Genomic DNA, 20,846 nt, shown 5'->3' with positions numbered 1-20,846 from the left:
GTTCAGGTTATTGGCCCTCGGCCTGGCGTGTTGCTACTGATCGCCAGGCCGGGGCTAGCCTTGATGCTTGTTCAGATAGACGTTGTACGTTGGCGGCTACTGGTTTTTTGCCTTCCATCTCGACGCCGTGTTTGAAGCGCATGAATCCGGAACAACGATTCTCCTTTGGGCAGGCTAAGGGTCAGGTCTTGAGTACGTATCCGTAGGCACGAATCCGTCCTCCTTGCTCTTTGAGGTACACGCCTTGAAGTTCCGGGGTAAATCCGGGCAAGGCGTTGATGCCTTCTTCCAGTGCCAGGAAATACTTGAGCACCGCGCCACCCCAGATTTCCCCCGGCACCACGCACAAAACGCCGGGCGGATAAGGCAGCGCCCCTTCGGCGGCGATGCGGCCGTCGGCATCGGCCAGCGCCACCAGCTCGACATTGCCGCGGATAAATTCGATCTGTGCTTGCTGCGGGTTCATGGCTTTTTTCGGGAAGTGTTCCTTGCGGAACATGTCCTTCTGCAATTGCTGCACGTTATGGCTGCGGTAGAGGTCGTGCATTTCCTGGCAGAGCTGGCGGATGGTGTAGTCGCGGTAGCGATCCTCGTAGCGCGCATAGATGGCCGGCAACACACGGCTCATGGGGGCGTTGTCGCTGAGGAACTGTTCGAAACGGGCCAGTTGCGCGGCCAGATGGCTCATCTTTGCCCAGTCTTCGGCTGGCGTGAGCAGGAACAGAATCGAATTGAGGTCGCACTTCTCGGGGACTATGCCGTTCTGGCGCAGGAAGTTGGCCAGGATGCCGGCGTGGATGCCGAAGTCGGTGTAGCTGCCATCGATCGGATCGATGCCGGGGGTGGTAAACAGCAGCTTGCAGGGGTCGATGAAGTATTGCTTGTCGGCATAGCCTGGAAAGGCATGCCAGCGATCCTTGGGGTGGAACTCGAAGAAGCGAATATCGCTGGCGATATCATCGGTCGGGTGGTCCTGCCATAGACGCCCATCGATGGTTTCCGGCACGAATGGGCGGACCAGGGTGCAGGCTTCGAGAATCAACTTGCGCGCGTTGATGCCGAACTTCACGCAATCTTCCCACAGGCGCAAACCACTGCGTCCGGCATGGATGCGTGCATTGACGTCCAGTGAAGCGAACAGCGGATAGAAAGGGCTGGTGGAGGCCTGGGCCATGAAGGCGTTGTTCAGCCGTGCGTGATTGCAGTAGCGAGACTGGCCCTTGATGTGGCGATCTTTCTTGTGGACCTGTGAGGCCTGGGAGAAGCCGGCCTGTTGTTTGTGTACCGATTGGGTGACGAAAATTCCGGGGTCGTCCGGGCCCAGGTCAAGCAGCATGGGCGAGCAATCCTTCATCATCGGGATGAACTGCTCATAGCCCACCCACGCCGAGTCGAACAGGATGTAGTCACACAGCTTGCCGATGCGGTCCACCACCTGGCGCGCGTTGTAGATCGTGCCGTCATAGGTGCCCAGCTGGATGATGGCCAGGCGGAATGGGCGTGGCAGCTGCGCCTTGTCCGGGGCGACCTCATTGATCAGGTCGCGCAAATAGTCCTCTTCAAAGCAGTGGGCATCGATGCCGCCAATGAACCCGTAGGGGTTGCGCGCGGTTTCCAGATAAACCGGCGTCGCTCCGGCCTGGATCAGTGCGCCCTGGTGGTTGGATTTGTGGTTGTTGCGGTCGAACAGCACAAGGTCGCCAGGGGTCAGCAGGGCGTTGGTCACCACCTTGTTCGAAGCCGATGTGCCATTGAGCACGAAATAGGTCTTGTCGGCATTGAACACCTGGGCGGCATGTTTTTGCGCCAGCAGGGCAGGGCCTTCGTGGATCAGCAAGTCACCGAGTTTGACGTCGGCATTGCACATGTCGGCGCGGAACAGGGTTTCGCCGAAGAAATCGAAAAACTGGCGGCCGGCGGGGTGCTTGCGAAAGAACTGGCCGCCTTGGTGGCCCGGGCAGGCGAAGGTCGCATTGGCGGCCTCGGTGTAGTGCTTTAGGGCATCGAAGAAGGGTGGCAGCAAACACTCTTCATATTGCCTGGCGGCGGTCTCGAGCTGGTTGCCGTAGTACTCGGCGTTATGTTCGTCGAGGTCGAACACGCCATTGACCAGCAGGATCACCTCATGCAGCCGTTTATAGACCTCCAGCGCTCGGTTGCCACCATCTCTGGGTATCACCAGAAACAGCGGGATATCGAAGCCTGTGCGCTTGATGGCATCCAGCACGCCACCCATGACATCGTCCACTGTAAGTACCGCAGCGGCGACATTGGTAAAGTCGGTATGGCCCAGGGCAACGATAGGGCGGGAAGTACGGAAGCAGTCTCGTACGGTATCACCGGCAGCGATTTTCAAAGCACTCATAACCAGAGTCTCTCCGTCTGTCTTGACGTTGAGTTACGGGGACAAGCGCCTGCAAGGGCGCTAGCTTCACAGTCAGAACTGATTGCCCTTTCGGTATAGTCTATTTTTGAGACGATGAACTAATTGGTGAGGTTTTTTCGTATTATCTTGAAACGATTCTGCAGTCGCTCGCCTTATCGCACTTTAAGTCCATGACCTTGGTTGATTACATCGGACCAGGGCAGTCTCAGATTGACCGCTGGTTTACGCGCGCCATCAGTTGCTCGGCAGTCTCTTTGCGCTCCGAGTAGCGATCTACCAGAAATTCCTGGCGGTCGCGCAGCAGCACGGTGAACTTCACCAGTTCTTCCATCACGTCGACCACACGGTCGTAGTACGCCGACGGCTTCATTCGGCCCGCGTCGTCGAACTCGGTGAAGGCCTTGGGTACCGAGGACTGGTTGGGGATGGTAAACATCCGCATCCAGCGTCCCAGCACACGGAGCTGGTTGACCACATTGAACGACTGCGAGCCGCCACAGACTTGCATCACTGCCAGTGTCTTGCCCTGAGTGGGGCGAACGGCGCCGAGCTCCAGCGGAATCCAGTCGATCTGCGCCTTGAACACCGCCGACATCGCGCCATGCCGTTCCGGCGAGCACCAGACCTGACCTTCTGACCACATGACCAGCTCGCGGAGCTCCTGCACCTTGGGATGGTCTATCGGAACATCATCGGGCAATGGCAATCCGGACGGATTGAAGATGCGCGTCTGTGCACCAAAGTGCTGCAGCAGACGAGCAGCCTCTTCGACCAGCAGACGACTGAACGAACGCTCGCGAGTCGACCCGTACAGCAGCAGGATGCGCGGCTTTTTGTCATCGGGGTGTTGTGGGACCTGCGTGTCATCGAACAGCGTTGGATCAAGGTTGGGAAGGTGGTCTGACATATGTCCTCTTGCTCAAAGAGAGCCGATTCGATCCAGCTCACGCATCAGTTCGTCGCGGCTGAGGTTTTTGAAGGGCAGGGCGAGAAAGGCTATGCAGCGTTGCTCGATGTGCGCCAGTGTGGTGCGGAAGGCGGCGTCGACCAGCGCATCATCACCCGTCACGTCGGATGGATCCTCCAGCCCCCAATGGGATTTCAGCGCCGGGCCGAAATACACCGGGCAGGATTCGCCCGCTGCCTTGTCGCACACGGTAATGACGATATCCGGGGGATTGTCCTCGAAAGCGTCATTGCCCTTGCTGCTCAAGCCCTGGATGCTGATGCCGGCCTGCTTCAGGGTGGCAAGACTGCGCGGCAGCACCTGGCCTCTGGGAAAACTGCCGGAGCTGACCGCTTCGAATCCTTCGGGCGCCAGGTGATTGAACATGGCTTCTGAAAGGATGCTGCGGCAGCTGTTGGCCGTGCACATGAACAGGACTCGCATGGGTTTCTCCTGCCGCTACGGGCGACATCAAAGGCTCAGGCGCAGTGCCAGGGCCGAGAGGGTGATCAACAGAACCGGAAGAGTCAGCAGGATGCCGACCTTGAAGTAGTAACCCCAGGTGATGCGCATGCCCTTGCGCTCCAGTACATGCAGCCAGAGCAGGGTGGCAAGGCTGCCAATGGGGGTGATCTTCGGGCCCAGGTCGCAACCGATGACGTTGGCGTAGATCATGGCCTCGCGGATCAGTCCTTCGGCGCCGCTGGCCTGGATAGACAGTGCTCCGATCAACACGCTGGGCATGTTGTTCATCACCGAAGACAGCAACGCGGACAGCAATCCGGTACCCATGGCGGTAACCCACAGACCCTGTCCAGCCAGAAAGTCGAGCACCTGGGTGAGCAAGTCCGTCAGCCCGGCGTTCTTCAGACCGTATACCACCAGGTACATGCCCAGGGAGAAGACCACGACCTGCCAGGGGGCTTCGCGCAACACCCGCCGCGTGGAGATCCTGTGCCCTCTGGCAGCCACCGCGAAAAGGGTTGCCGCACAGGCCGCCGCTACCGCACTGATGGGAATGCCCAGTGGTTCCAGGGCGAAAAGGCCGACCAGCAGGACGAGCAACGTCCACCAGCCAACCACAAAAGTAGCGCGGTCGTGAATGGCCGCCGCAGGTTCCGGTAGTGCATCGACGCGATAGCGCGGGGGCAAATCTCGCCGGAAATACACAAACAGCACCAGCAAGGTAGCAACCACACTGGCCAGGTTTACCGGCACCATGACGGAGGCGTACTCGGCGAAACCCAGCCCGAAGTAATCGGCCGACACGATGTTCACCAGATTGGACACCACCAGCGGCAGGCTGGCGGTGTCGGCGATAAAGCCAGCGGCCATCACGAAGGCCAGTGTTGCGGCGGGCGAGAAGCGCAGGGCCAGCAACATGGACATGACGATGGGCGTGAGAATCAGCGCCGCGCCATCGTTGGCAAACAACGCCGATACAGCGGCGCCCAGCAGCACGCAAAACGCAAACAATCGGTAGCCGCTGCCATTGGCCCAGCGTGCCACGTGCAGGGCGGCCCATTTGAAGAAGCCGGCTTCATCCAGTAACAGACTGATTATGATAACGGCGATAAAAGTCGCGGTTGCGTTCCAGACAATGGCCCACACAGTGGGAATGTCCTGCAGCGACACCGCGCCGACCGCCAGGGCGATGATCGCGCCGATTGTTGCACTCCAGCCTACGCCGAGGCCTTTGGGTTGCCAGATGACCAGAATCAGGGTGAAGACGAAGACTGCAGTAGCAACCAGCATCGAAAGTGCTCTCTATCAGGGATTCAACAGCAGGCAACATCGCGGACAGGGCGTCCATCCATGTTCTGCAGGCGGGAGGCATCGTTTTTCAGCCATTCGGTATTGGCCTGCAACGTCATCTGAAGGATTTCGTGTACCCAGGCCGGCAAGCCCGGATTGAGCCGGTAGTAAACCCACTGCCCCTGACGACGATCGAGCAGCAAACCGATGCTGCGTAACTGGGCAAGATGACGGCTGATCTTCGGCTGGCTGTCATCGAGGGCACACATCAGCTCGCAGACACAAAGCTCGCCTTGACCTGCGATCAGCAAGGTGGCGCGGGCACGGGTCTCGTCGGCCAGGCTCTTGAAAACTTCGGGAGGGGTCATCATGGGGTGAGTTTTTCACATATGGATAATCTAATATACGGATATCCATATGTCTAAGGCAAGCCGCAAAGCGAGCTTCCAACCCAATGCGGCGCCTCAGCAACGCCTGCAAAGCATAGCGGCGACCGAGCGTGGAAGGCGTATCCGGGGTTGCCAGCCTACGTCTGACAGCACGAACTCGATCGCCTGGCTATAGCGTTCAGTTCTTCTTCTTTAGTAGTTTGCCCAGGTAGTACTTGAGGCTGAAACGGTCTTTGGGCCGTGGCTTGTAGTGGGTCTTGTTTCTTTGGGTCGGATCGATCGCCATGGTTCCTGCGGTGTAGTAATACAGCGCGATGGACCTGCGGGTGATGTGCTCGGGGGTCGTCAAAGGCTCCGGGTGCCCATGATTGCTATCTTTATCGGTATTGAAAATGACGCAGCGGTTGAAAATCGGCAGGATCTTCTTGACGCAGTTCTTCATGCCGATATCCCAGATCTCCAGGTTGCCGCCATATTCCTCTTGCCAGTTTTCATTCAGATAAATGATGACATTCAGTCTGCGCTCGACATTAAGCTTTTTGTTGAGCCGGAAGTCCGAGTGCACCCCCAGGAAACCACCACTTTTGGTTTCATGCAGACCGCCACCGGTGAAATAGGGGTCAGGTATCAAACCTTCGATGCCGGTGAGCTTTTCAAGAAACTGCAGCATCGGCGCCGAGTTGAATGCGTTAAAAACAGTTTTCAGAAAAGGCGGACATTCGTTGGGGCTGATTTGACGTTTAAGCTGACCCTTATAGCCGCGCTCATAGAGCATTTCGTTGTTTGTTGGCTCGGCCGGGAAGTGTGAGCAGATCGCTGCAATCAGCTCTTCGTGCAAGAAGTTATCGATGACGATGTGCGGAAATGGCTCGGCCTGAACATAGTGACTGGTCAAGGAGTGCCCAAAGTCGCTGGCCGCGTTCTGGTCGAAATCAAGCTCCGCAGACAAGGTGATAGGTAGTGCTTGAGTGATGGGTGCCATTACCGCTCCAATAACTTAATGTAAAAACCTGTGGATGCCTCGCAGCAGGGCTGGCAGCACGGCTCGTGCATGCCTGCTCAGCTTAAGCCTTGCCGGCATCCTTGTTCAGGCGTTTAAGAATGTTGTTGTACATTTTGGTTCGTCTGTGGGTGGTCTCATAGCCGCCCGTCGCTGCGACAGTTCCGGCCTGGATATGATCGAGATAGCTGAATATTTTACGTGGCGATAACATCTCGACAACATAGCCAAGCTCGGTCATGCGGTCCTGGAGGGTATAGCCGGGAACACGATCATCCATCGAGAAGTGCATGCCGTGTTGCTTGATGAGCTTGCAGTTCCACAGTGTGCAGAAGCTCTTCAGATAGACTTCTTTATAGGGCTTTGGCTCTCTGGATTTTAGCCCCATGGAAATTTTCAAACGCCTGAAGTGATGCTTGAACAAACGTGAGCTAAACCGCCAGAATGTTCGCACGGTTCCACGGTTTAGTTGTTCGACACAGCCGACGGCTACGACGTTGCGGTTCTTGATGCACTTGTTCAACATCAGCGAAAAGATATTCTTATCAAAAACAAATGTGTCCGTGTGCATCAAAAATAAATAATCAGTTTCAACTCGCTGCAGCACCATGTCCAGTGCCTTGCCATGGGCGATATGACCTGCCTCCGGTTCGGAAACAGAACGCTCTATCAAATTGATCCAGTCGAGTGTCCGCAGGTATTCAGTGCTTTCATCGGCGGAGTAGTTATCCACTACCCATATCGGCACGTTGTCGCTGGACAGATGCTGGTGCAACAGATCCAGGCAGATCTTGGTGATTTCCGCTGTTTTGTAATTAACTATTACAACGCTGAAAGTTTCAGGGCTTTTAGTCGCAAAACTGGTGTTGTTCATCGTTCAGGGCACTCAGTAATATTATAGTTAGATGTAGAGATGATTGATCCTGTGTCCAGTTTTCGTTTGTATGTATACATGGGTTTCTTGACAACTATAAAGCCCTGTTTGCAGCTTGCTTCTCATACACTGAATGATCATGGCTTAGACAGGCCTGATGGCGAGCAATAGACGCGGACTTCATCGTATTAGAGTCCACTCGTTAGGTAAATATCCATGTAGCAATTTTTTCATTTTCAGACTGATCAGGCAGCGGTGTGGTTGCATGAGATTCAGTTCTGAAGTACGAACCCATCGCAGGTAGAGCCTGCCATTAGCCGATTGCTGCCTGCCGCACAGCGCGCCTTCTTCTGATTTTTCCCTGATTGGCTCGGCCGCCTGGCCAATCCTGAAAATGCAACGTTGTGCTTGTCAGTGGCTGTCGAGTGGCGCAGTCAGGCCTGGCAACGACTGTCTTAAAAGTGAAATAAATAGTCGCTCAGAAATATTACTGAAATATTTCATTCTTATGATCCAGAGAGGTTTTCTAAAAGGTCACCCGTCCATGCGTCGAGCCGTGTTCAATCTGAAAGGGGGTGTTGGCAAGTCAAGCATCGCCTGCAATCTCGCTGCCGTGAGTGCTGCCGAAGGCTACAGGACGCTACTGGTGGATCTCGATCCCCAGGCCAACTCGACCTGCTACCTGACAGGGCTGGCCGGTGATGATATTCCCATGGGGATCGTCGATTTCTTCAAACAAACCCTCTCCAGCGGCCCGGCCAGTAAAAGGAACCGCGTGGCCATCACCCAAACCCGCTACGACAATCTGCATCTGGTCACGGCTCACCGCGAGCTGGCTGACCTGCAGACCAGGCTCGAGTCCCGGTTCAAGATCAATAAGCTTCGTCGTTTGCTGGTAGAACTTTCCGAGGATTACGAACGCATTTACATCGATACGCCGCCGTGCCTGAATTTTTATACGATCAGTGCGCTGATCGCCGCCGAGCGGGTGTTGATTCCGTTCGATTGCGACAGCTTTTCCCGGCAGGCGCTCTACAAGGTCATCGCGCAAGTGGCCGAGCTACAGGCCGACCACAATGAGTCCCTGGTTGTGGAGGGCGTGGTGGTCAATCAATTTGTGGCGCGTGCCAACTTGCACCAGATGCTGATCAACGAGTTGGTGGCCGAAGGCTTGCCAGTGTTGCCGGATTATTTGAGCAGCACAGTCAAAATGCGTGAATCCCATGAAGCCTCGGTGCCGATGATCCATCTGGCACCACGTCATAAGCTTACGCTGCAATACGTAAGCCTGTTTTCAGCGCTGGAAGGGGCCAGTCATTAGCCGGGCTCAATGTAAGTTCTTCCGATTTGACGCCGGCTATGCAGTTCAGGAAAACAACAGCTAAACTTTCCTGCGCTGGGGTGGAATGTCGCCTTGGGATGTCAATGTCTGGCAAGGGAGCCACCCGCCATGAGTGTCGAACAGAGTCATTACAGTGCGCCGACCCTGCTGGTGGTCGATGACACGCCCGATAACCTGATGCTGATGACTGATCTGCTCAAAGATCACTATCGGGTCAAGGCCGCCAATAGCGGAGAAAAGGCCCTGCGAATACTGCAGGGCGACGCACTGCCGGACTTGATTCTGCTTGACGTGATGATGCCCGGTTTGTCCGGCCATGAAGTGGCAGAACAGATCAAGCGCGATCCACGAACCCGCGACATTCCTATCATCTTTCTGACAGCGCTGGCCGGAACCGAAGATGAGATCCATGGCCTGGAACTGGGGGCTGTCGACTACATCACCAAACCCATCAGGCCGGCGCTGGTTCTGGCGCGGGTCGACACCCAGCTCAAGCTCAAGGCTGCCAAAGACTTCCTGCGCGATCACAACGACTATCTGGAGCAGGAGGTCGAGCGTCGCACGCGCGAGGTGACGGCGATCCAGGACGTAGCCATTCAGGCCATGGCTTCCCTGGCGGAGACTCGCGATAACGAAACGGGCAACCATATCCGCCGGACCCAGCACTACATAAAGGTTCTGGCGCAATACCTGCTTGATCATCCACGATTCAGTCACTTTCTCAACGAGCAGACGATCGAGTCGCTATTCAAGTCGGCACCGCTGCACGATATTGGCAAGGTCGGCATTCCCGACCATATCCTCCTCAAGCCAGGTCGTTACACCGAGCAAGAGTTCGAGATCATGAAAACCCATACGACCCTGGGGCGTGACGCCATCCAGCTTGCCGAGGACCGGCTTGGTTTTCGCGCCGACTTTCTCAACCTGGCCAAGGAGATTGCCTACAGTCACCAGGAAAAATGGGACGGCAGCGGCTATCCCCAAGGGCTGGCTGGCGACGACATTCCCATCAGCGCCCGGTTGATGGCGGTAGCCGATGTCTATGACGCGCTGATCAGCCGACGGGTCTATAAAGCCGGGATGCCCCATGCGCAAGCCGTCGAGATTATTCGTCAGGGGCGGGGTACGCACTTCGATCCGGACGTCTGCGATGCCTTCCTGTCCTGTGTTGAACAGTTCCAGGCCATTGCCTTGCGTTTCGCCGATACCGATCAGGACATGGCCGACAAGCTGGTTGCCCAGGAACGTCTCGGTCAGAAGCCCTGAACCCGCTCCTGCGAGCTCCCTTTGCCAGTGTTTTTTTCAGGTTTACGAGGATAGGTCATGGCTCGATTGCGCACCCTGCTTGAGCGCCTCGCGCTATTGCACAAACTGATCCTGGGGTTTTCGGCGCTGTTGGTGTTGGTGCTGGTGCTTGGTGCACAAAGCCTGCGGACCCAGCAATCGCTCAAGCAGGACATGCAAAACCTCCACCTGCAGGAACTGGTCGGCATGGAGCACTTGCAGGAAGCTCGGGTGCAATTGCCGCATATGATGCAAGCGCTGCAGCGTGCGGTAGGCACCGACAGCGCACAGTTGCGGGTCGAATCGCTGCAGCAGTTGAGGGAATTCCAGGACCGTCTGCAAAAGGCCTTGGCGCGCGCCAAAGTGACGCTCAGGCTCGCGGAGAACCTGGCGCGCCTGGCCGAGTTCGACATGCTGCTGCAAAGGTTGCAGCATTATGGCGAACAGGCGTCCCTGTTGATTAACCAGGGCAAGCAGACCCAGGCGCAGTCGCTGGTCAACAGCAACGAGTTCCAGCAGATTGCCCGGCAAGCCGACACCCTCCTGTACGCCATCGCCCAGATCAAGGAAGCCTCGATCCGTGACACGGCCAAGGATATTGCCGAATACGCCGAACGCAGTACCCGGCTGACCTACGTCCTGTTGTTCGGTGGCTTGTCTCTGGCGCTGCTGCTGTCCTGGCTGGTCAGCCAGTCGATTCGCAATCCGCTCAACCGGGTGCGGGTTGCGGTCGATCAGTTGGCCGCCGGACAACTCGATCAGCCGATTCCCCACACTGATCTGAACAATGAAACCGGCGACCTGGCGCGGGCCATCGCCAAATTGCAGACCGAGTCCCAACAACTGGAGCGTCAGCGCTGGATCAAGGCGCATACGGCCCAATTGCAGGTCGATCTGCAGCAGACCGAAACGCCCGCCGAACTGGCGCAGGTATTCCTGCAACACATGGCCGGCCTGCACGGAGTCTGCCAGGGGGTGTTGTACAGTGCCCAGGAAGACGGCGACCAGTTACTGCTGATGGGACGCTATGCCACCGATGCCGAGCGACCACCGCAGGAGCAGGTTCTCTTCGGCGATGGGCTGTTGGGACAGTGCGCGGTGGACCGTCAGCCGCGACAGTTTCAGGCGCCGCCCGAGTATTACCGGCGTCTGCACACACCGCTTGGCGAGACCGTGGCCAGTTGCATGCTGTTGCAACCGATCGTGCATGGTGCGCGGTTGCTTGGGGTACTGGAGCTTGCCGCACTGGCGCCGTTAGGCGAGCGCGAGATGCAGCTGTTGCATGAAGCCACCCCTCGCCTGGCTGCGGCCATGGCGATCATGGAGCGCAATCAGGCGGTGAAGTCGCTATTGGCAGAAACTCGTCGCCAGGCCAGTGAAGTCGCAGAACAGGCGTTGCAACTCAAGGAGCAGGCAAAGGTACTCGAGTCCCAGCAATCGGCGTTGCGTGCTACCGAGGCACAGCTGCGCGCAGTGCTCGACAGCAGCCCGGTGGCCATGGTGATCAGAGGTGCCGATGGCCGTCCGACTTACTGCAATCCGCAGTTCGAAAGCTTGTTCGGGGTCCGCTTCGCTGAACTTGAAGCGACGGACCCGGGGCAGTTCTGGGTTGACCCGCAGGCACACCAAAGTTTCCTCGCCGCGGCAGCCCAGGGTACGGTGCTGAACTTCGAAGGCAGCCTGCAGTGCGCCGCCGGTGAACACCTGGAAGTACTGGTTTCGGCGGTCACGCTCAAACTGGGGGAGTTGGGCATCGGGGCCAACTGGTACTTTGACATCACCGAGCGCAAGACCGCCGAGGCCGAGGTGCAACGCGCACGCGAGGCGGCAGAAGAGGCGACTCGGGCCAAGAGCAACTTCCTGGCGACCATGAGCCACGAGATCCGCACACCGATGAATGCCATCATCGGCATGAGCCACTTGGCATTGCGCACCGATCTTGACCCGCGCCAGCGCAACTACATCGAAAAGGTTCATCGCTCGGCAGAGTATTTGTTGGTCATCATCAACGACATCCTCGATTTCTCAAGGATCGAGGCCGGCAAGCTGCATCTGGAGCACATTCCCTTTCACCTGGAGGACGTGCTTGAAGGCTTTGCCAGCATGATTGGCCTCAAAGCCGAGGACAAAGGCCTGGAATTGCTGTTCAGCATCGCAGCCAAACTGCCGACCGCGTTGATCGGCGACCCATTGCGCCTGGGCCAGGTGTTGGTCAACCTGGGCAACAATGCGACGAAATTCACCGAGCAGGGCGAGATCGTTCTCGGCGTAGAGCAGTGCGGCGGTGCAGGGGAGCAGGCGCAGTTACACTTCTGGGTGCGTGACAGCGGCATCGGCATGAGCAGCGAGCAATGCTCACGCCTGTTTCAGCCGTTCAGCCAGGCCGACAGCTCTACCACGCGCAAGTACGGCGGGACCGGGTTGGGCCTGGCCATCTCCCGACATCTGGTGGAGCTGATGGGCGGTAATATTTGGGTCGAGAGCGAGCCGGGTCAAGGCTCCGTTTTTCATTTCGAGGTGAGCCTGGGCGTGCAACGCGAAGGCCAGTTGCGGCGCATGGCGACCGCCGACGAATTGGTCGGCACCCGTGTGCTGGTGGTCGACGACAATGCCAGCGCCCGCGAGATTCTTTCCACCATGGCACGCAGTTTCGGCGTCCAGGTCGACGTCGCACACAGCGGAAAAGTGGCACTGAGCATGCTGCAGGAGGCCCAAACCAAGGCACGGCCCTATGACCTGGTGCTCATGGATTGGCGCATGCCGGGCATGGACGGTGTGGAGACGGTGCGGCAGATGCATGCCGCCAAAATGGTACAAACGCCTCAAGTGATCATGGTCACCGCGTTTGGTAACGAGGAGATGCGCTTAGAGGCCGACCGGCATGACATTCAATTGCCGATGGTGCTGACCAAGCCAGTCACTCCGTCGACTTTGCTTGAGTCGTTGTGCGCGATGCTCGGCAAGATCCCCCTCAGCGATACCCGGGCCAGCGCGCGGCTCGGCCAGAGCGCCAGCGTCATGGCCAGCCTGCGTGGCGCGCGACTGCTGCTGGTGGAGGACAATGACCTGAACCGGGAACTGGCGTGTGAACTGCTCGAGAGCGCCGGAATCGAGCTGTGTCTGGCCGTCCACGGAGCAGAGGCGCTCGAGCAACTGGAGCGAGACGCCGACTTCGACGGGGTGTTGATGGACTGCCAAATGCCGGTGATGGACGGCTACACCGCTACCGCCAGAATACGCGAGCAGCCACGCTGGGCGCAGCTGCCGGTGATCGCCATGACCGCCAATGCCATGGCCGGGGACCGCGAGCGGGCGCTTGCCTGCGGCATGAACGATCACATCTCCAAGCCGTTGAACATCGAAGACATGTTCGCCACTCTGGCCCGGTGGATACATCCGCGGGCGGGCCGTAGTACACCCGCGACCGAAGTTTCACCGGTCACTGCAGTACCGACCACGGGCTTGCCCGGCAGCCTCCCTGGTATTGATCTGCAGGCGGGTCTTGCCACCTGCATGGGCAAAGTCGAACTGTACCTGCGCCTGCTGCGCAAGTTTCACGCCAGCCAGCAGGATTTCTCCACTGCGTTCCTCGCAGCCCAGGATGAAAGTGATCCTTCGGCAACGGCCAGGCTGGCCCATACCTTGCGCGGTACGGCGGGCAACATCGGTGCCCTGGACGTGGCGCAGGCGGCCAGCGCCCTGGAGCTGGCGTGCCAGAGGGGAGCAGACGAGCAGGAACTGGCACAGCGACTGGAGCAAGTCGAACGCTGTCTGACACCGGTGCTGGAAGGATTGTCGGCGCTGAACGAACCGACCTCGTCTCTGGATTCATCTGCCACGCCACCTTTGGACAAAGAATGGCACACGCAATTGGCCCACGTCCGATACCTGCTGGCCGAGAGTGACACCGAGGTGCTGACTGCCTTGCACAAACTGCAGGGGCTGGCGTCAGGCCCTCGGGTGGTCGAGCAGTTGCATCGGGTTGTCCGGCAAGCCGAGAGCTTCGATTTCGATCAGGCACTGGAATTACTGGAAACGCTGTCCTGATCCTCCCGCCGGCGAAACAGGCGTATAGCCGGGCTGATTGGCAAGACTGATCTGCCAGCGCTGATCTGCCAGCGTTGGTTGGCCAGGTGCTGCAATGTGCATAGCACCTGGCCCGCCGGTTTCAGTTCAACAGGGCCAAGCTCAAGCTTGCGCCACACCCACTTCAGCTGAGGTCGAGGCGTTGCTGCGCACAGCCTGATACAGCAGGCTGGACACCATGAACCCGATAACGGCCAATACGCTCATCAGACTGAACACGTAGTTGTAGCCCTGCTGTCCAGGGAAATGGTCGAGTATCGCGCCGTAGATCACGTAAGCGAACATGCCCGGTGCATAGCCGATCAGACAACCGATACCGAACGCCGAGCCAGTGATGTGCTGAGGGATGCCCACTTCACCCATGGGTGCCCAGAACACGCCGCGCATGGAAAAGACAATCAGCGCGAAGGACAGGGTGGCGGCCATGCCCGCGTAGATGAAGCTGGGGCTCTTGGGGATCAGCAGGATCACGCCCATCAGCGGCAGCAAGGCCAGGAACGCCCATTTCAGGTAACGACTGGTGCTCTTGAACTGCTTGTCGGCGATAAAACCTCCGGCCGGGCCGCCGAGGATCTTGAGGAAATACTGATTGATGATGCCGTAGGCGCCTACCAGTGCCACCGGCAGCCCATACATCTCTTTGAGGTAGGGAATGAAATAGGTCAAGCCGCAGTAGACGATGTAAACCATGAACACGTTGAGGCTGACCAGCCAGATGCCCGGCACCTTGACCGCCTCGAGCAGGTTCGCCAAACCGTTCTTCGGCTTGGCAGCCGACTGTGCGGTGCCGCTCTTGAGCAGGATCCAGGTCAGGATTCCGGCCAGAATGTCGATGACCGAGTAAAACGCAATCGCCGACTTCAGCCCGGCTTCCCCGGAACCCATGGCGACGAAGACTCCCAGCGCAGAGAAGGCGACCAGGGTATCAATGACACCACGGCCACCTTCCAATAGACCGAACAGCCGGCCTTGCTCCTTGTCGTCGCCGAGATTGCGGATGGCCTTGAGCAGCGATGGCCAGAAGAGGCAATCGGCGCAGACCGCCAACAGGCAAAATACAATCAGCAGGCTGTTGAAGGGCGGGAAGGTCGCCAGGTAGAGCCCCAGGCTGCCGGTGCCGAGCAGGCCCAGAGGAATCAGTTTTCGTGTATCGAAACGGTCCGCCAGCATGCCGCCCACGACAAACAGCGCGGTGGCGATGATGGCATTGGCGCTGAGCAGCAAGCCGATTTGCGTGTGGCTCAGGCCCATGAATTCCTGCATGGGCACATAAAAGGCATCCTTGAGGTTTGCCAGCTTGTAGATGGTGCCGCCACCGAGGATGAGAATCAGGAATCTGAGCCATTTGGCCTTGTCACGAGTTGTCATTTTTGTACTCCAGGCGAATTGGTAATCACTGTTGCGTGTCAGGTCAATGCGTCGAAGGGTTGGCCAGGGTCAATTCGGCCAGAGTTCGAAACTCCGCCAGCAGACTTCTTACGTAAGCGACCTGGTTGTTCGCCCAGCGGTGTTCGTCAGCCAGCATTCGCTCCAGCGAGTAACCCGATGGCAGCGGCGTATCACTCATTTCCCGGTAAGCGATAAAAGGGTCGGCAGCTTCATCGGTCTGCCGGAACGCCGGAGCCACGTAGTGATTTTCCTGTTCGAGGATGAACGCGATCACTTGCGGGGTTGTTTCACCGAGCATCAACAGTTCGAACAACATGCGCGCGTTGGGCAGGTCATCTTCGGCGCAACCTTGCTGCACGCCGTAATGGCCGAAGCCGTTGAGTTCGGGGACGATGCGCACGCCCTTCAGGTGGGTCTGGCGAATGTGCGGCGCCAGTGTACGAAGGGCCTGCAGGGGCTGCTCGCAGGCATTGATCATGTTGCCGAAGTCGAACAAGGCATGCAGGCGAGGGTGATTGAGACGGTTGAGCAGTTGCGCGATCTCGGCGCTCTTGAGTTCCTCGTGCTGTTCGAAATCGAAGTACAGGTCATGCTCGTCAGCTTGCCGGGCAAGGTAATGCAGGTCGGATTCGATCACGTCCATGACCCGCGACAGCGCACCTTCGTAGCGCGAGTAGACGCGGATGTTGCGGGTGCCCACGGCCTTGGCAATGGCGATCACTTGATCGACGTCCTGTTTGCGCGTGCTGCTGATTTCCAGGTGCACGTCCAGTTCGAGCCCGCGGGCCTTGTCGGCAAACGCCTGGAGTTGCCCGGCAGTCATCTGGCTCAAGCTGTTTTCCTCGCCGTCGAGCAAATGCAGGCTCAGACCCTGCAGTTCGTGGCGATAGGCGAAGTCCAACAGGTCGGCCGGCTTGACGCGACCGTGGGTGAGGTTGGTCAGCAGGGGATAGGCATGGGCAAACAGGCGCAGTTGGCCCAGGCGGTCGAGCAGCTGGCGAGCCAGCGCTTGAGTCAGTACTGGCGGTGCGTCGGTCTCGACAACCTTGTGGCTGAGCAAGGCATTGAAACGTTCCTGGATCTTATTGTTCATTCGAGTCGTTCCTGGTTCAGACGCCGGGTCTGCCGGCGCAGCCTTTATCGCGCCAGCCGGGAACTCTCGATAGATCCATTATCAGTTAAATCATAAGACCACTTGTCTTGCTCAAGTGGCCTTTTGCAGATAGCCCATGTTGCTCAAGGCTTGGGCAAGTGCCTCGACTCGCTCCCTGGCCTGATCTTCAGGTGTGCTGGCAAAACCGATCAGCAGCGCGGGCGGCAGGACATGTTCGAGGCAGTAGTCGCTCAAGGCATAGGTGTGAATATTGTGTTGGGCCAGTTCCCTGGCGATGGCTGCGTCATCCAGATGCGCCGGCAGCCAGGCGATCAAGTGCATGCCGGCGTCCACCGCAGTGACCTTGAAGAAACCGTCCAGGCGCTGCTGCAGTTGTTCGACCAAGGCTTGCTGACGAGCCGTATACAGCGCACGCATGCGCCGTATATGGCCGATGAAGTGGCCTTCGTCCATGAAGTCCGCCGTCACTGCCTGCAGCAGTGTGGGAGGGCTGCGATCCATGACCGCACGCAGGGTACAGAAAGGTTCGATCAGGGCCTGCGGCAGTATCACGTAACCCAGTCGTAGCGAAGGGAAGAGCACTTTGCTGAACGTTCCGACGTAGATCACCCTGGCCCCTTGGTCCATGGCATAGAGCGCAGGCAGGAGACGGCCGTTGTAGCGAAACTCACTGTCGCAGTCGTCCTCGATGATCCAGCTCTGGTTGCGGGCAGCCCAATCGATGAGGGCCTGGCGTCGGGCGGAACTCATGGTGATGCCCAAGGGATGCTGGCGCGAAGGTGTGGTAAACGCCAGGCGGGCGTCGGGACACCGGGCCAGGCCTTGTTCGACATCAATACCCTGATCGTCGATGCGCAACGGTACCACCTGACCACCCTGGGCCTGGAAGGCGATGCGCGCCGCGATATGCCCCGGGTCCTCCATCCACACGCTGTCCTGTGGATTGAGCAGCAGCATGCCCAGCAGGTTAAAGGCTTGCTGGGCGCCGGAGACGATCACCACCTGCCCGGCACTGCAGTCGATGCCACGGGCATCAAAGACGTACTCGGCAATGGCCTGGCGCAGGCTCTGCAAGCCTTGCAGTTCGCCATAGCCAAGCAGGGCCTTGGTCGGTTTATGCAGGTGGCGGTTCATCAGGCGCTTCCACACCGCTTGCGGGAATGCGTCGTAGGCGCTGTGGCTGGGCAGGAACGAGGTCGGTGTCTGCGCAGCCCAGCTTTCATAGGAAACGCCCTGAAAGTGACTGCTGCGCAGAGACAGCATGGAGTGACTCAGGTCAGACAGCCGAGGAGGCGGGGGCTGCGGCTGATCGTCGGCACTACCGCGGTTCTCCCACTCGTTGCCGACATAGGTGCCGGCCCCGGTACGCGAGGTCAGAAAACCTTCGGCAATCAGTTGATCGAATGCATTGAGAATGGTGATTCGCGAAAGCTTCAGCTCGTTGCTCAAGGTCCGGGTCGATGGCAGGCGCACGCCGCCTTGAATCCTTCCACTGAGAATCTGTTTGCGAATCTGCAAGTAGAGTTGGCGGTACAAGGGAATCGCGCTGGCAGGATCCAGTTCGATACCTGACAACAGCAAACCTGCGGAGGATTTCATGATTCGTACGTCTTGCCGGATTGTGGTTTTGACCTGGAGCATTGTCAGGCAACTGGGTACGAAAGGGTATCGAGAGCCGCTGGATAAGTCATCTACCGCTGGCATTGCCCATCGCACTGTCGATTTCACGGTCCCTCGTTCGACTATCCATCAGGGCGCGCCCCCCTGCTGATCGCTGCGATCCCGGGCGCTGCCGGCGTGCTCATCGCCCGCTATGTGCGCAGCGGTGAGGTGCGCACAGGAAGCGTTGCGGGCTAGCCGGCACCCAGCATTTCGCGCATCCGGTACCACAACATGCCCAGGGCCAGCAGTGGTGAACGCAGTGCCCGGCCGCCGGGGAACGTCATGTGTGGCACGCCGCTGAACACGTCGAAGCCTTTGCTGTGACCGGCGTGGATCGCTTCGCCCAACAGTTTGGCGCACCAATGGGTGACGTTCAGGCCGTGGCCGGAGTAGCCCTGGGCGTAGTACACGTTGGGGTGCTGGCTCAAGCGCCCGACCTGGGGGAAACGATTGGCAGAGATGCCGATCATGCCGCCCCATTGGTAGTCGATGCGCGCATTCGCCAGTTGCGGGAATACCTTGAGCATCTGCGGGCGCATGTAGGCGGCGATGTCCGCCGGGTCGCGGCCGGAGTAGTGGCAGGCGCCACCGAACAACAAGCGCCGGTCCGCCGAGAGCCGATAGTAATCCAGGCCGACTTTCTGGTCGCACAGCGCAACGTTGTGCGGAATGAGTTGCGCGGCAGACTCCTCGGACAGCGGTTCGGTGGCGATGATGTAGCTGCCGGCCGGCAGCACCTTGCCACTGAGTCTGGGTTCGAGCTCCTCCAGATGGGCGTTGCAGGCCAGGACCAGGCTGCCGGCGCGCACGGTGCCACCGGCACAGCGTACCTGCACCGTGCTGCCATGGATCAACTCCAGCACCGGGCTCTGCTCGAAGATCTGTACGCCAAGGGACTGCGCGAGCTTCGCTTCGCCGAGCACCAGGTTCAGCGGGTGCAAGTGCCCCGAACCCATGTCCACCAGGCCACCGGCATACACAGCGGAGTTCACCACCTGCTCGCGGATCTGTCCCGCTTCAACCAGGCGGGTTTCATGGGCGTAGCCTGATTCGAGCAGTTGTGCGTGTTCGGCCTTCAGCCCGGCAAAATGCGCCGGTGTATTGGCCAGCTCGCAAAAACCCCAGCGCAGGTCGCAATCGATCCCGTGTTCGCGGATGCGCTCGCCCACCAGTTGCACCGATTCGATGCCGGCGCGCTCAAGGTAACGCACGCCTTCGGTGCCAACATGTTTGGCAAAACCACTGACGTCATGACCAATGCCGCGAATCAACTGGCCGCCGTTGCGCCCGCTGGCGCCCCAGCCAATTCGCCGGGCTTCCAGCAGCACTACCGAGAGCCCGCGCTGGGCCAGTTCGATGGCGGTGTTGACGCCGGTGAAGCCACCGCCGATCACGCAGACATCTGCCTCAAGGTCCGAGGCCAGGGCAGGGCGTGGTGCCATGCCTTTGGCCGATGCAGCGTAATAGGACTGGGTGTGTTCGTTGGTGTACTGATTCATTTGTTGGACTTCACTTTGCTCCACGAACGGGTCATCAGACGCATGATCGACTGGGGCGGGGTGGTGGAAATGTAGAGCTTGTCGAGCACTTCCTGGGGCGGGTAGACCTCGGGATTGTTGACCAGCTCAGGGTCCATGTATTGCTTGGCGGCCGGGTTCGGGTTGGCGTAGCCCACCGCCGCGCTGACCTTGGCAATCACTTGCGGGTCCAGCAGGTAGTTGATGAAGGCGTGCGCTTCTTTCGGATTGCTGGCGTCGGAAGGAACGGCCAGCAGGTCGAACCACAGGTTGGCGCCTTCCTTGGGAATGGAGTAGGCGATGTTCACGCCGTTATTGGCTTCCTTGGCGCGGTTGGCGGCCTGGAACACGTCACCGGAATAACCGAAGGCCACGCAGATGTCGCCGTTGGCCAGGTCCGACACGTACTTGGAGGAGTGGAAGTAGGTGATGTAAGGGCGGATGGTCAGCAGCTTGGCTTCGGCCTTTTTGTAGTCTTCGGGGCTTTCGCTGCGTGGGTCCATGCCCATGTAGTTGAGGATCGCCGGGTAGACTTCGTCCGCCGAGTCCATCATCGAAACGCCACACTGGCTGAGCTTCTTCAGGTTCTCAGGTTCAAACAGCACGGCCCAGGAGTCGATGCGGTCGATGCCCAGTACCTGCTTGACCTTGTCGACGTTGTAGCCGATGCCGTTGGTGCCCCACAGGTACGGCACCGAGTGCTCGTTACCCGGATCGTTTTTCTCCAGCAGGGCCAGCAGTTTCGGGTCGAGGTTCTTGAAGTTCGGCAGTTGCTCGCGATCGAGCTTGAGGAACGCGCCGGCCTTCACCTGACGGGCGAGGAAGTGGTTGGAAGGCACCACTACGTCATAGCCGGTGCGACCGGCGAGCAGTTTGCCTTCCAGGGTTTCGTTGGAGTCGAAGACGTCGTAGATCACCTTGATCCCGGTCTTGGCCTGGAAGTCGGCGAGGGTGGTTTCGCCGATGTAGTCGGTCCAGTTGTAGACGCTGACTGTTGGCTGAGCCTGGGCACCGGCGCTGAACAGCGCGGCCAGTGCGATCGGGAACATGGTTTTCAATAGACGCATATCGACACCTCTTGGAGTTATTGGCTTTTTCAGGT

At 58.7% G+C, this 20,846-nt stretch carries 15 protein-coding genes; 3 read left to right on the top strand and 12 right to left on the bottom strand.

The window, feature by feature from the left end; translation table 11 throughout:
• Positions 1-181: 181 nt before the first annotated feature.
• The 7 genes from speF to KW839_RS00795 all read right to left on the bottom strand — a co-directional run bounded on the left by speF (position 182) and on the right by KW839_RS00795 (position 7,350).
• Positions 182-2,365: an ornithine decarboxylase SpeF gene (gene speF / locus KW839_RS00825; RefSeq protein WP_218423084.1), complete on the bottom strand. Its 2,184-nt coding sequence runs from the start codon at positions 2,363-2,365 to the stop codon at positions 182-184.
• 226 nt (positions 2,366-2,591) lie between these two features.
• The gene (gene arsH, locus KW839_RS00820) at positions 2,592-3,293 is read right to left on the bottom strand and encodes an arsenical resistance protein ArsH (protein ID WP_218423083.1); all 702 of its coding nucleotides are present in this window, start codon (positions 3,291-3,293) and stop codon (positions 2,592-2,594) included.
• A gap of 12 nt (positions 3,294-3,305) precedes the next feature.
• A complete protein-coding gene (locus KW839_RS00815; protein WP_218423082.1) occupies positions 3,306-3,776 on the bottom strand; it encodes an arsenate reductase ArsC in 471 nt (156 codons plus the stop codon).
• 27 nt (positions 3,777-3,803) lie between these two features.
• Entirely contained in the window at positions 3,804-5,087 is a 1,284-nt protein-coding gene (locus tag KW839_RS00810; protein ID WP_060542155.1) for an arsenic transporter, read from the bottom strand.
• A 23-nt stretch (positions 5,088-5,110) separates the two neighbouring features.
• Positions 5,111-5,458 (bottom strand): metalloregulator ArsR/SmtB family transcription factor, encoded by a 348-nt coding sequence (locus KW839_RS00805; protein ID WP_060542154.1) that lies wholly within the window; start codon positions 5,456-5,458, stop codon positions 5,111-5,113.
• Between the two features lie 196 nt (positions 5,459-5,654).
• Positions 5,655-6,458: a 2OG-Fe(II) oxygenase gene (locus tag KW839_RS00800; protein ID WP_060542153.1), complete on the bottom strand. Its 804-nt coding sequence runs from the start codon at positions 6,456-6,458 to the stop codon at positions 5,655-5,657.
• A gap of 82 nt (positions 6,459-6,540) precedes the next feature.
• On the bottom strand, positions 6,541-7,350 hold the full coding sequence (locus KW839_RS00795) for a glycosyltransferase family 2 protein (protein ID WP_060542152.1): 810 nt from the start codon (positions 7,348-7,350) through the stop codon (positions 6,541-6,543).
• 544 nt (positions 7,351-7,894) lie between these two features.
• Here KW839_RS00795 and KW839_RS00790 point away from each other — a divergent pair.
• From KW839_RS00790 to KW839_RS00780, 3 genes are all read left to right on the top strand, one after another.
• Positions 7,895-8,671: a ParA family protein gene (locus KW839_RS00790; RefSeq protein WP_060542151.1), complete on the top strand. Its 777-nt coding sequence runs from the start codon at positions 7,895-7,897 to the stop codon at positions 8,669-8,671.
• A 129-nt stretch (positions 8,672-8,800) separates the two neighbouring features.
• Positions 8,801-9,958, top strand: coding sequence for a two-component system response regulator (locus KW839_RS00785; RefSeq protein WP_218423081.1), 1,158 nt, complete (start codon positions 8,801-8,803; stop codon positions 9,956-9,958).
• A gap of 57 nt (positions 9,959-10,015) precedes the next feature.
• A complete protein-coding gene (locus tag KW839_RS00780; RefSeq protein WP_218423080.1) occupies positions 10,016-14,023 on the top strand; it encodes a response regulator in 4,008 nt (1,335 codons plus the stop codon).
• Positions 14,024-14,164: 141 nt separating this feature from the next.
• Here the strand turns inward: KW839_RS00780 and KW839_RS00775 are convergent, their stop codons facing one another.
• The 5 genes from KW839_RS00775 to KW839_RS00755 all read right to left on the bottom strand — a co-directional run bounded on the left by KW839_RS00775 (position 14,165) and on the right by KW839_RS00755 (position 20,811).
• Complete coding sequence (locus tag KW839_RS00775) at positions 14,165-15,430, bottom strand: nitrate/nitrite transporter (RefSeq protein ID WP_218423079.1); 1,266 nt, start codon at positions 15,428-15,430, stop codon at positions 14,165-14,167.
• A gap of 43 nt (positions 15,431-15,473) precedes the next feature.
• Positions 15,474-16,544 carry a sugar phosphate isomerase/epimerase gene (locus KW839_RS00770; protein ID WP_218423078.1) on the bottom strand — a complete coding sequence of 357 codons (1,071 nt, stop codon included), beginning with the start codon at positions 16,542-16,544 and terminating at the stop codon, positions 15,474-15,476.
• A gap of 111 nt (positions 16,545-16,655) precedes the next feature.
• Positions 16,656-18,164 carry a PLP-dependent aminotransferase family protein gene (locus KW839_RS00765; protein ID WP_218423077.1) on the bottom strand — a complete coding sequence of 503 codons (1,509 nt, stop codon included), beginning with the start codon at positions 18,162-18,164 and terminating at the stop codon, positions 16,656-16,658.
• 254 nt (positions 18,165-18,418) lie between these two features.
• Positions 18,419-19,726, bottom strand: a complete 1,308-nt coding sequence (locus tag KW839_RS00760) for an FAD-binding oxidoreductase (RefSeq protein WP_060542145.1) — start codon at positions 19,724-19,726, stop codon at positions 18,419-18,421.
• Positions 19,723-20,811 carry a polyamine ABC transporter substrate-binding protein gene (locus tag KW839_RS00755; protein ID WP_060542144.1) on the bottom strand — a complete coding sequence of 363 codons (1,089 nt, stop codon included), beginning with the start codon at positions 20,809-20,811 and terminating at the stop codon, positions 19,723-19,725. Before KW839_RS00755 ends, KW839_RS00760 begins: the two co-directional genes overlap by 4 nt.
• Between the last annotated feature and the right edge of the window lie 35 nt (positions 20,812-20,846).

It is taken from the genome of Pseudomonas sp. PDM31, from assembly GCF_019218965.1.
In the GTDB taxonomy this organism is placed as follows: Bacteria; Pseudomonadota; Gammaproteobacteria; order Pseudomonadales; family Pseudomonadaceae; genus Aquipseudomonas.
The sequence above is the reverse complement of the archived record's forward strand: the minus strand, read 5'-3'. Positions and strand labels throughout refer to the sequence as shown.

What these genes read in the sequence shown, in the direction of transcription:
- speF (WP_218423084.1), bottom strand. Translation starts at nt 2,365, where the DNA reads ATGAGTGCTTTGAAAATCGCTGCCGGTGATACCGTACGAGACTGCTTC.
- arsH (WP_218423083.1), bottom strand. Translation starts at nt 3,293, where the DNA reads ATGTCAGACCACCTTCCCAACCTTGATCCAACGCTGTTCGATGACACG.
- KW839_RS00815 (WP_218423082.1), bottom strand. Translation starts at nt 3,776, where the DNA reads ATGCGAGTCCTGTTCATGTGCACGGCCAACAGCTGCCGCAGCATCCTT.
- KW839_RS00810 (WP_060542155.1), bottom strand. Translation starts at nt 5,087, where the DNA reads ATGCTGGTTGCTACTGCAGTCTTCGTCTTCACCCTGATTCTGGTCATC.
- KW839_RS00805 (WP_060542154.1), bottom strand. Translation starts at nt 5,458, where the DNA reads ATGATGACCCCTCCCGAAGTTTTCAAGAGCCTGGCCGACGAGACCCGT.
- KW839_RS00800 (WP_060542153.1), bottom strand. Translation starts at nt 6,458, where the DNA reads ATGGCACCCATCACTCAAGCACTACCTATCACCTTGTCTGCGGAGCTT.
- KW839_RS00795 (WP_060542152.1), bottom strand. Translation starts at nt 7,350, where the DNA reads ATGAACAACACCAGTTTTGCGACTAAAAGCCCTGAAACTTTCAGCGTT.
- KW839_RS00790 (WP_060542151.1), top strand. Translation starts at nt 7,895, where the DNA reads ATGCGTCGAGCCGTGTTCAATCTGAAAGGGGGTGTTGGCAAGTCAAGC.
- KW839_RS00785 (WP_218423081.1), top strand. Translation starts at nt 8,801, where the DNA reads ATGAGTGTCGAACAGAGTCATTACAGTGCGCCGACCCTGCTGGTGGTC.
- KW839_RS00780 (WP_218423080.1), top strand. Translation starts at nt 10,016, where the DNA reads ATGGCTCGATTGCGCACCCTGCTTGAGCGCCTCGCGCTATTGCACAAA.
- KW839_RS00775 (WP_218423079.1), bottom strand. Translation starts at nt 15,430, where the DNA reads ATGACAACTCGTGACAAGGCCAAATGGCTCAGATTCCTGATTCTCATC.
- KW839_RS00770 (WP_218423078.1), bottom strand. Translation starts at nt 16,544, where the DNA reads ATGAACAATAAGATCCAGGAACGTTTCAATGCCTTGCTCAGCCACAAG.
- KW839_RS00765 (WP_218423077.1), bottom strand. Translation starts at nt 18,164, where the DNA reads ATGAAATCCTCCGCAGGTTTGCTGTTGTCAGGTATCGAACTGGATCCT.
- KW839_RS00760 (WP_060542145.1), bottom strand. Translation starts at nt 19,726, where the DNA reads ATGAATCAGTACACCAACGAACACACCCAGTCCTATTACGCTGCATCG.
- KW839_RS00755 (WP_060542144.1), bottom strand. Translation starts at nt 20,811, where the DNA reads ATGCGTCTATTGAAAACCATGTTCCCGATCGCACTGGCCGCGCTGTTC.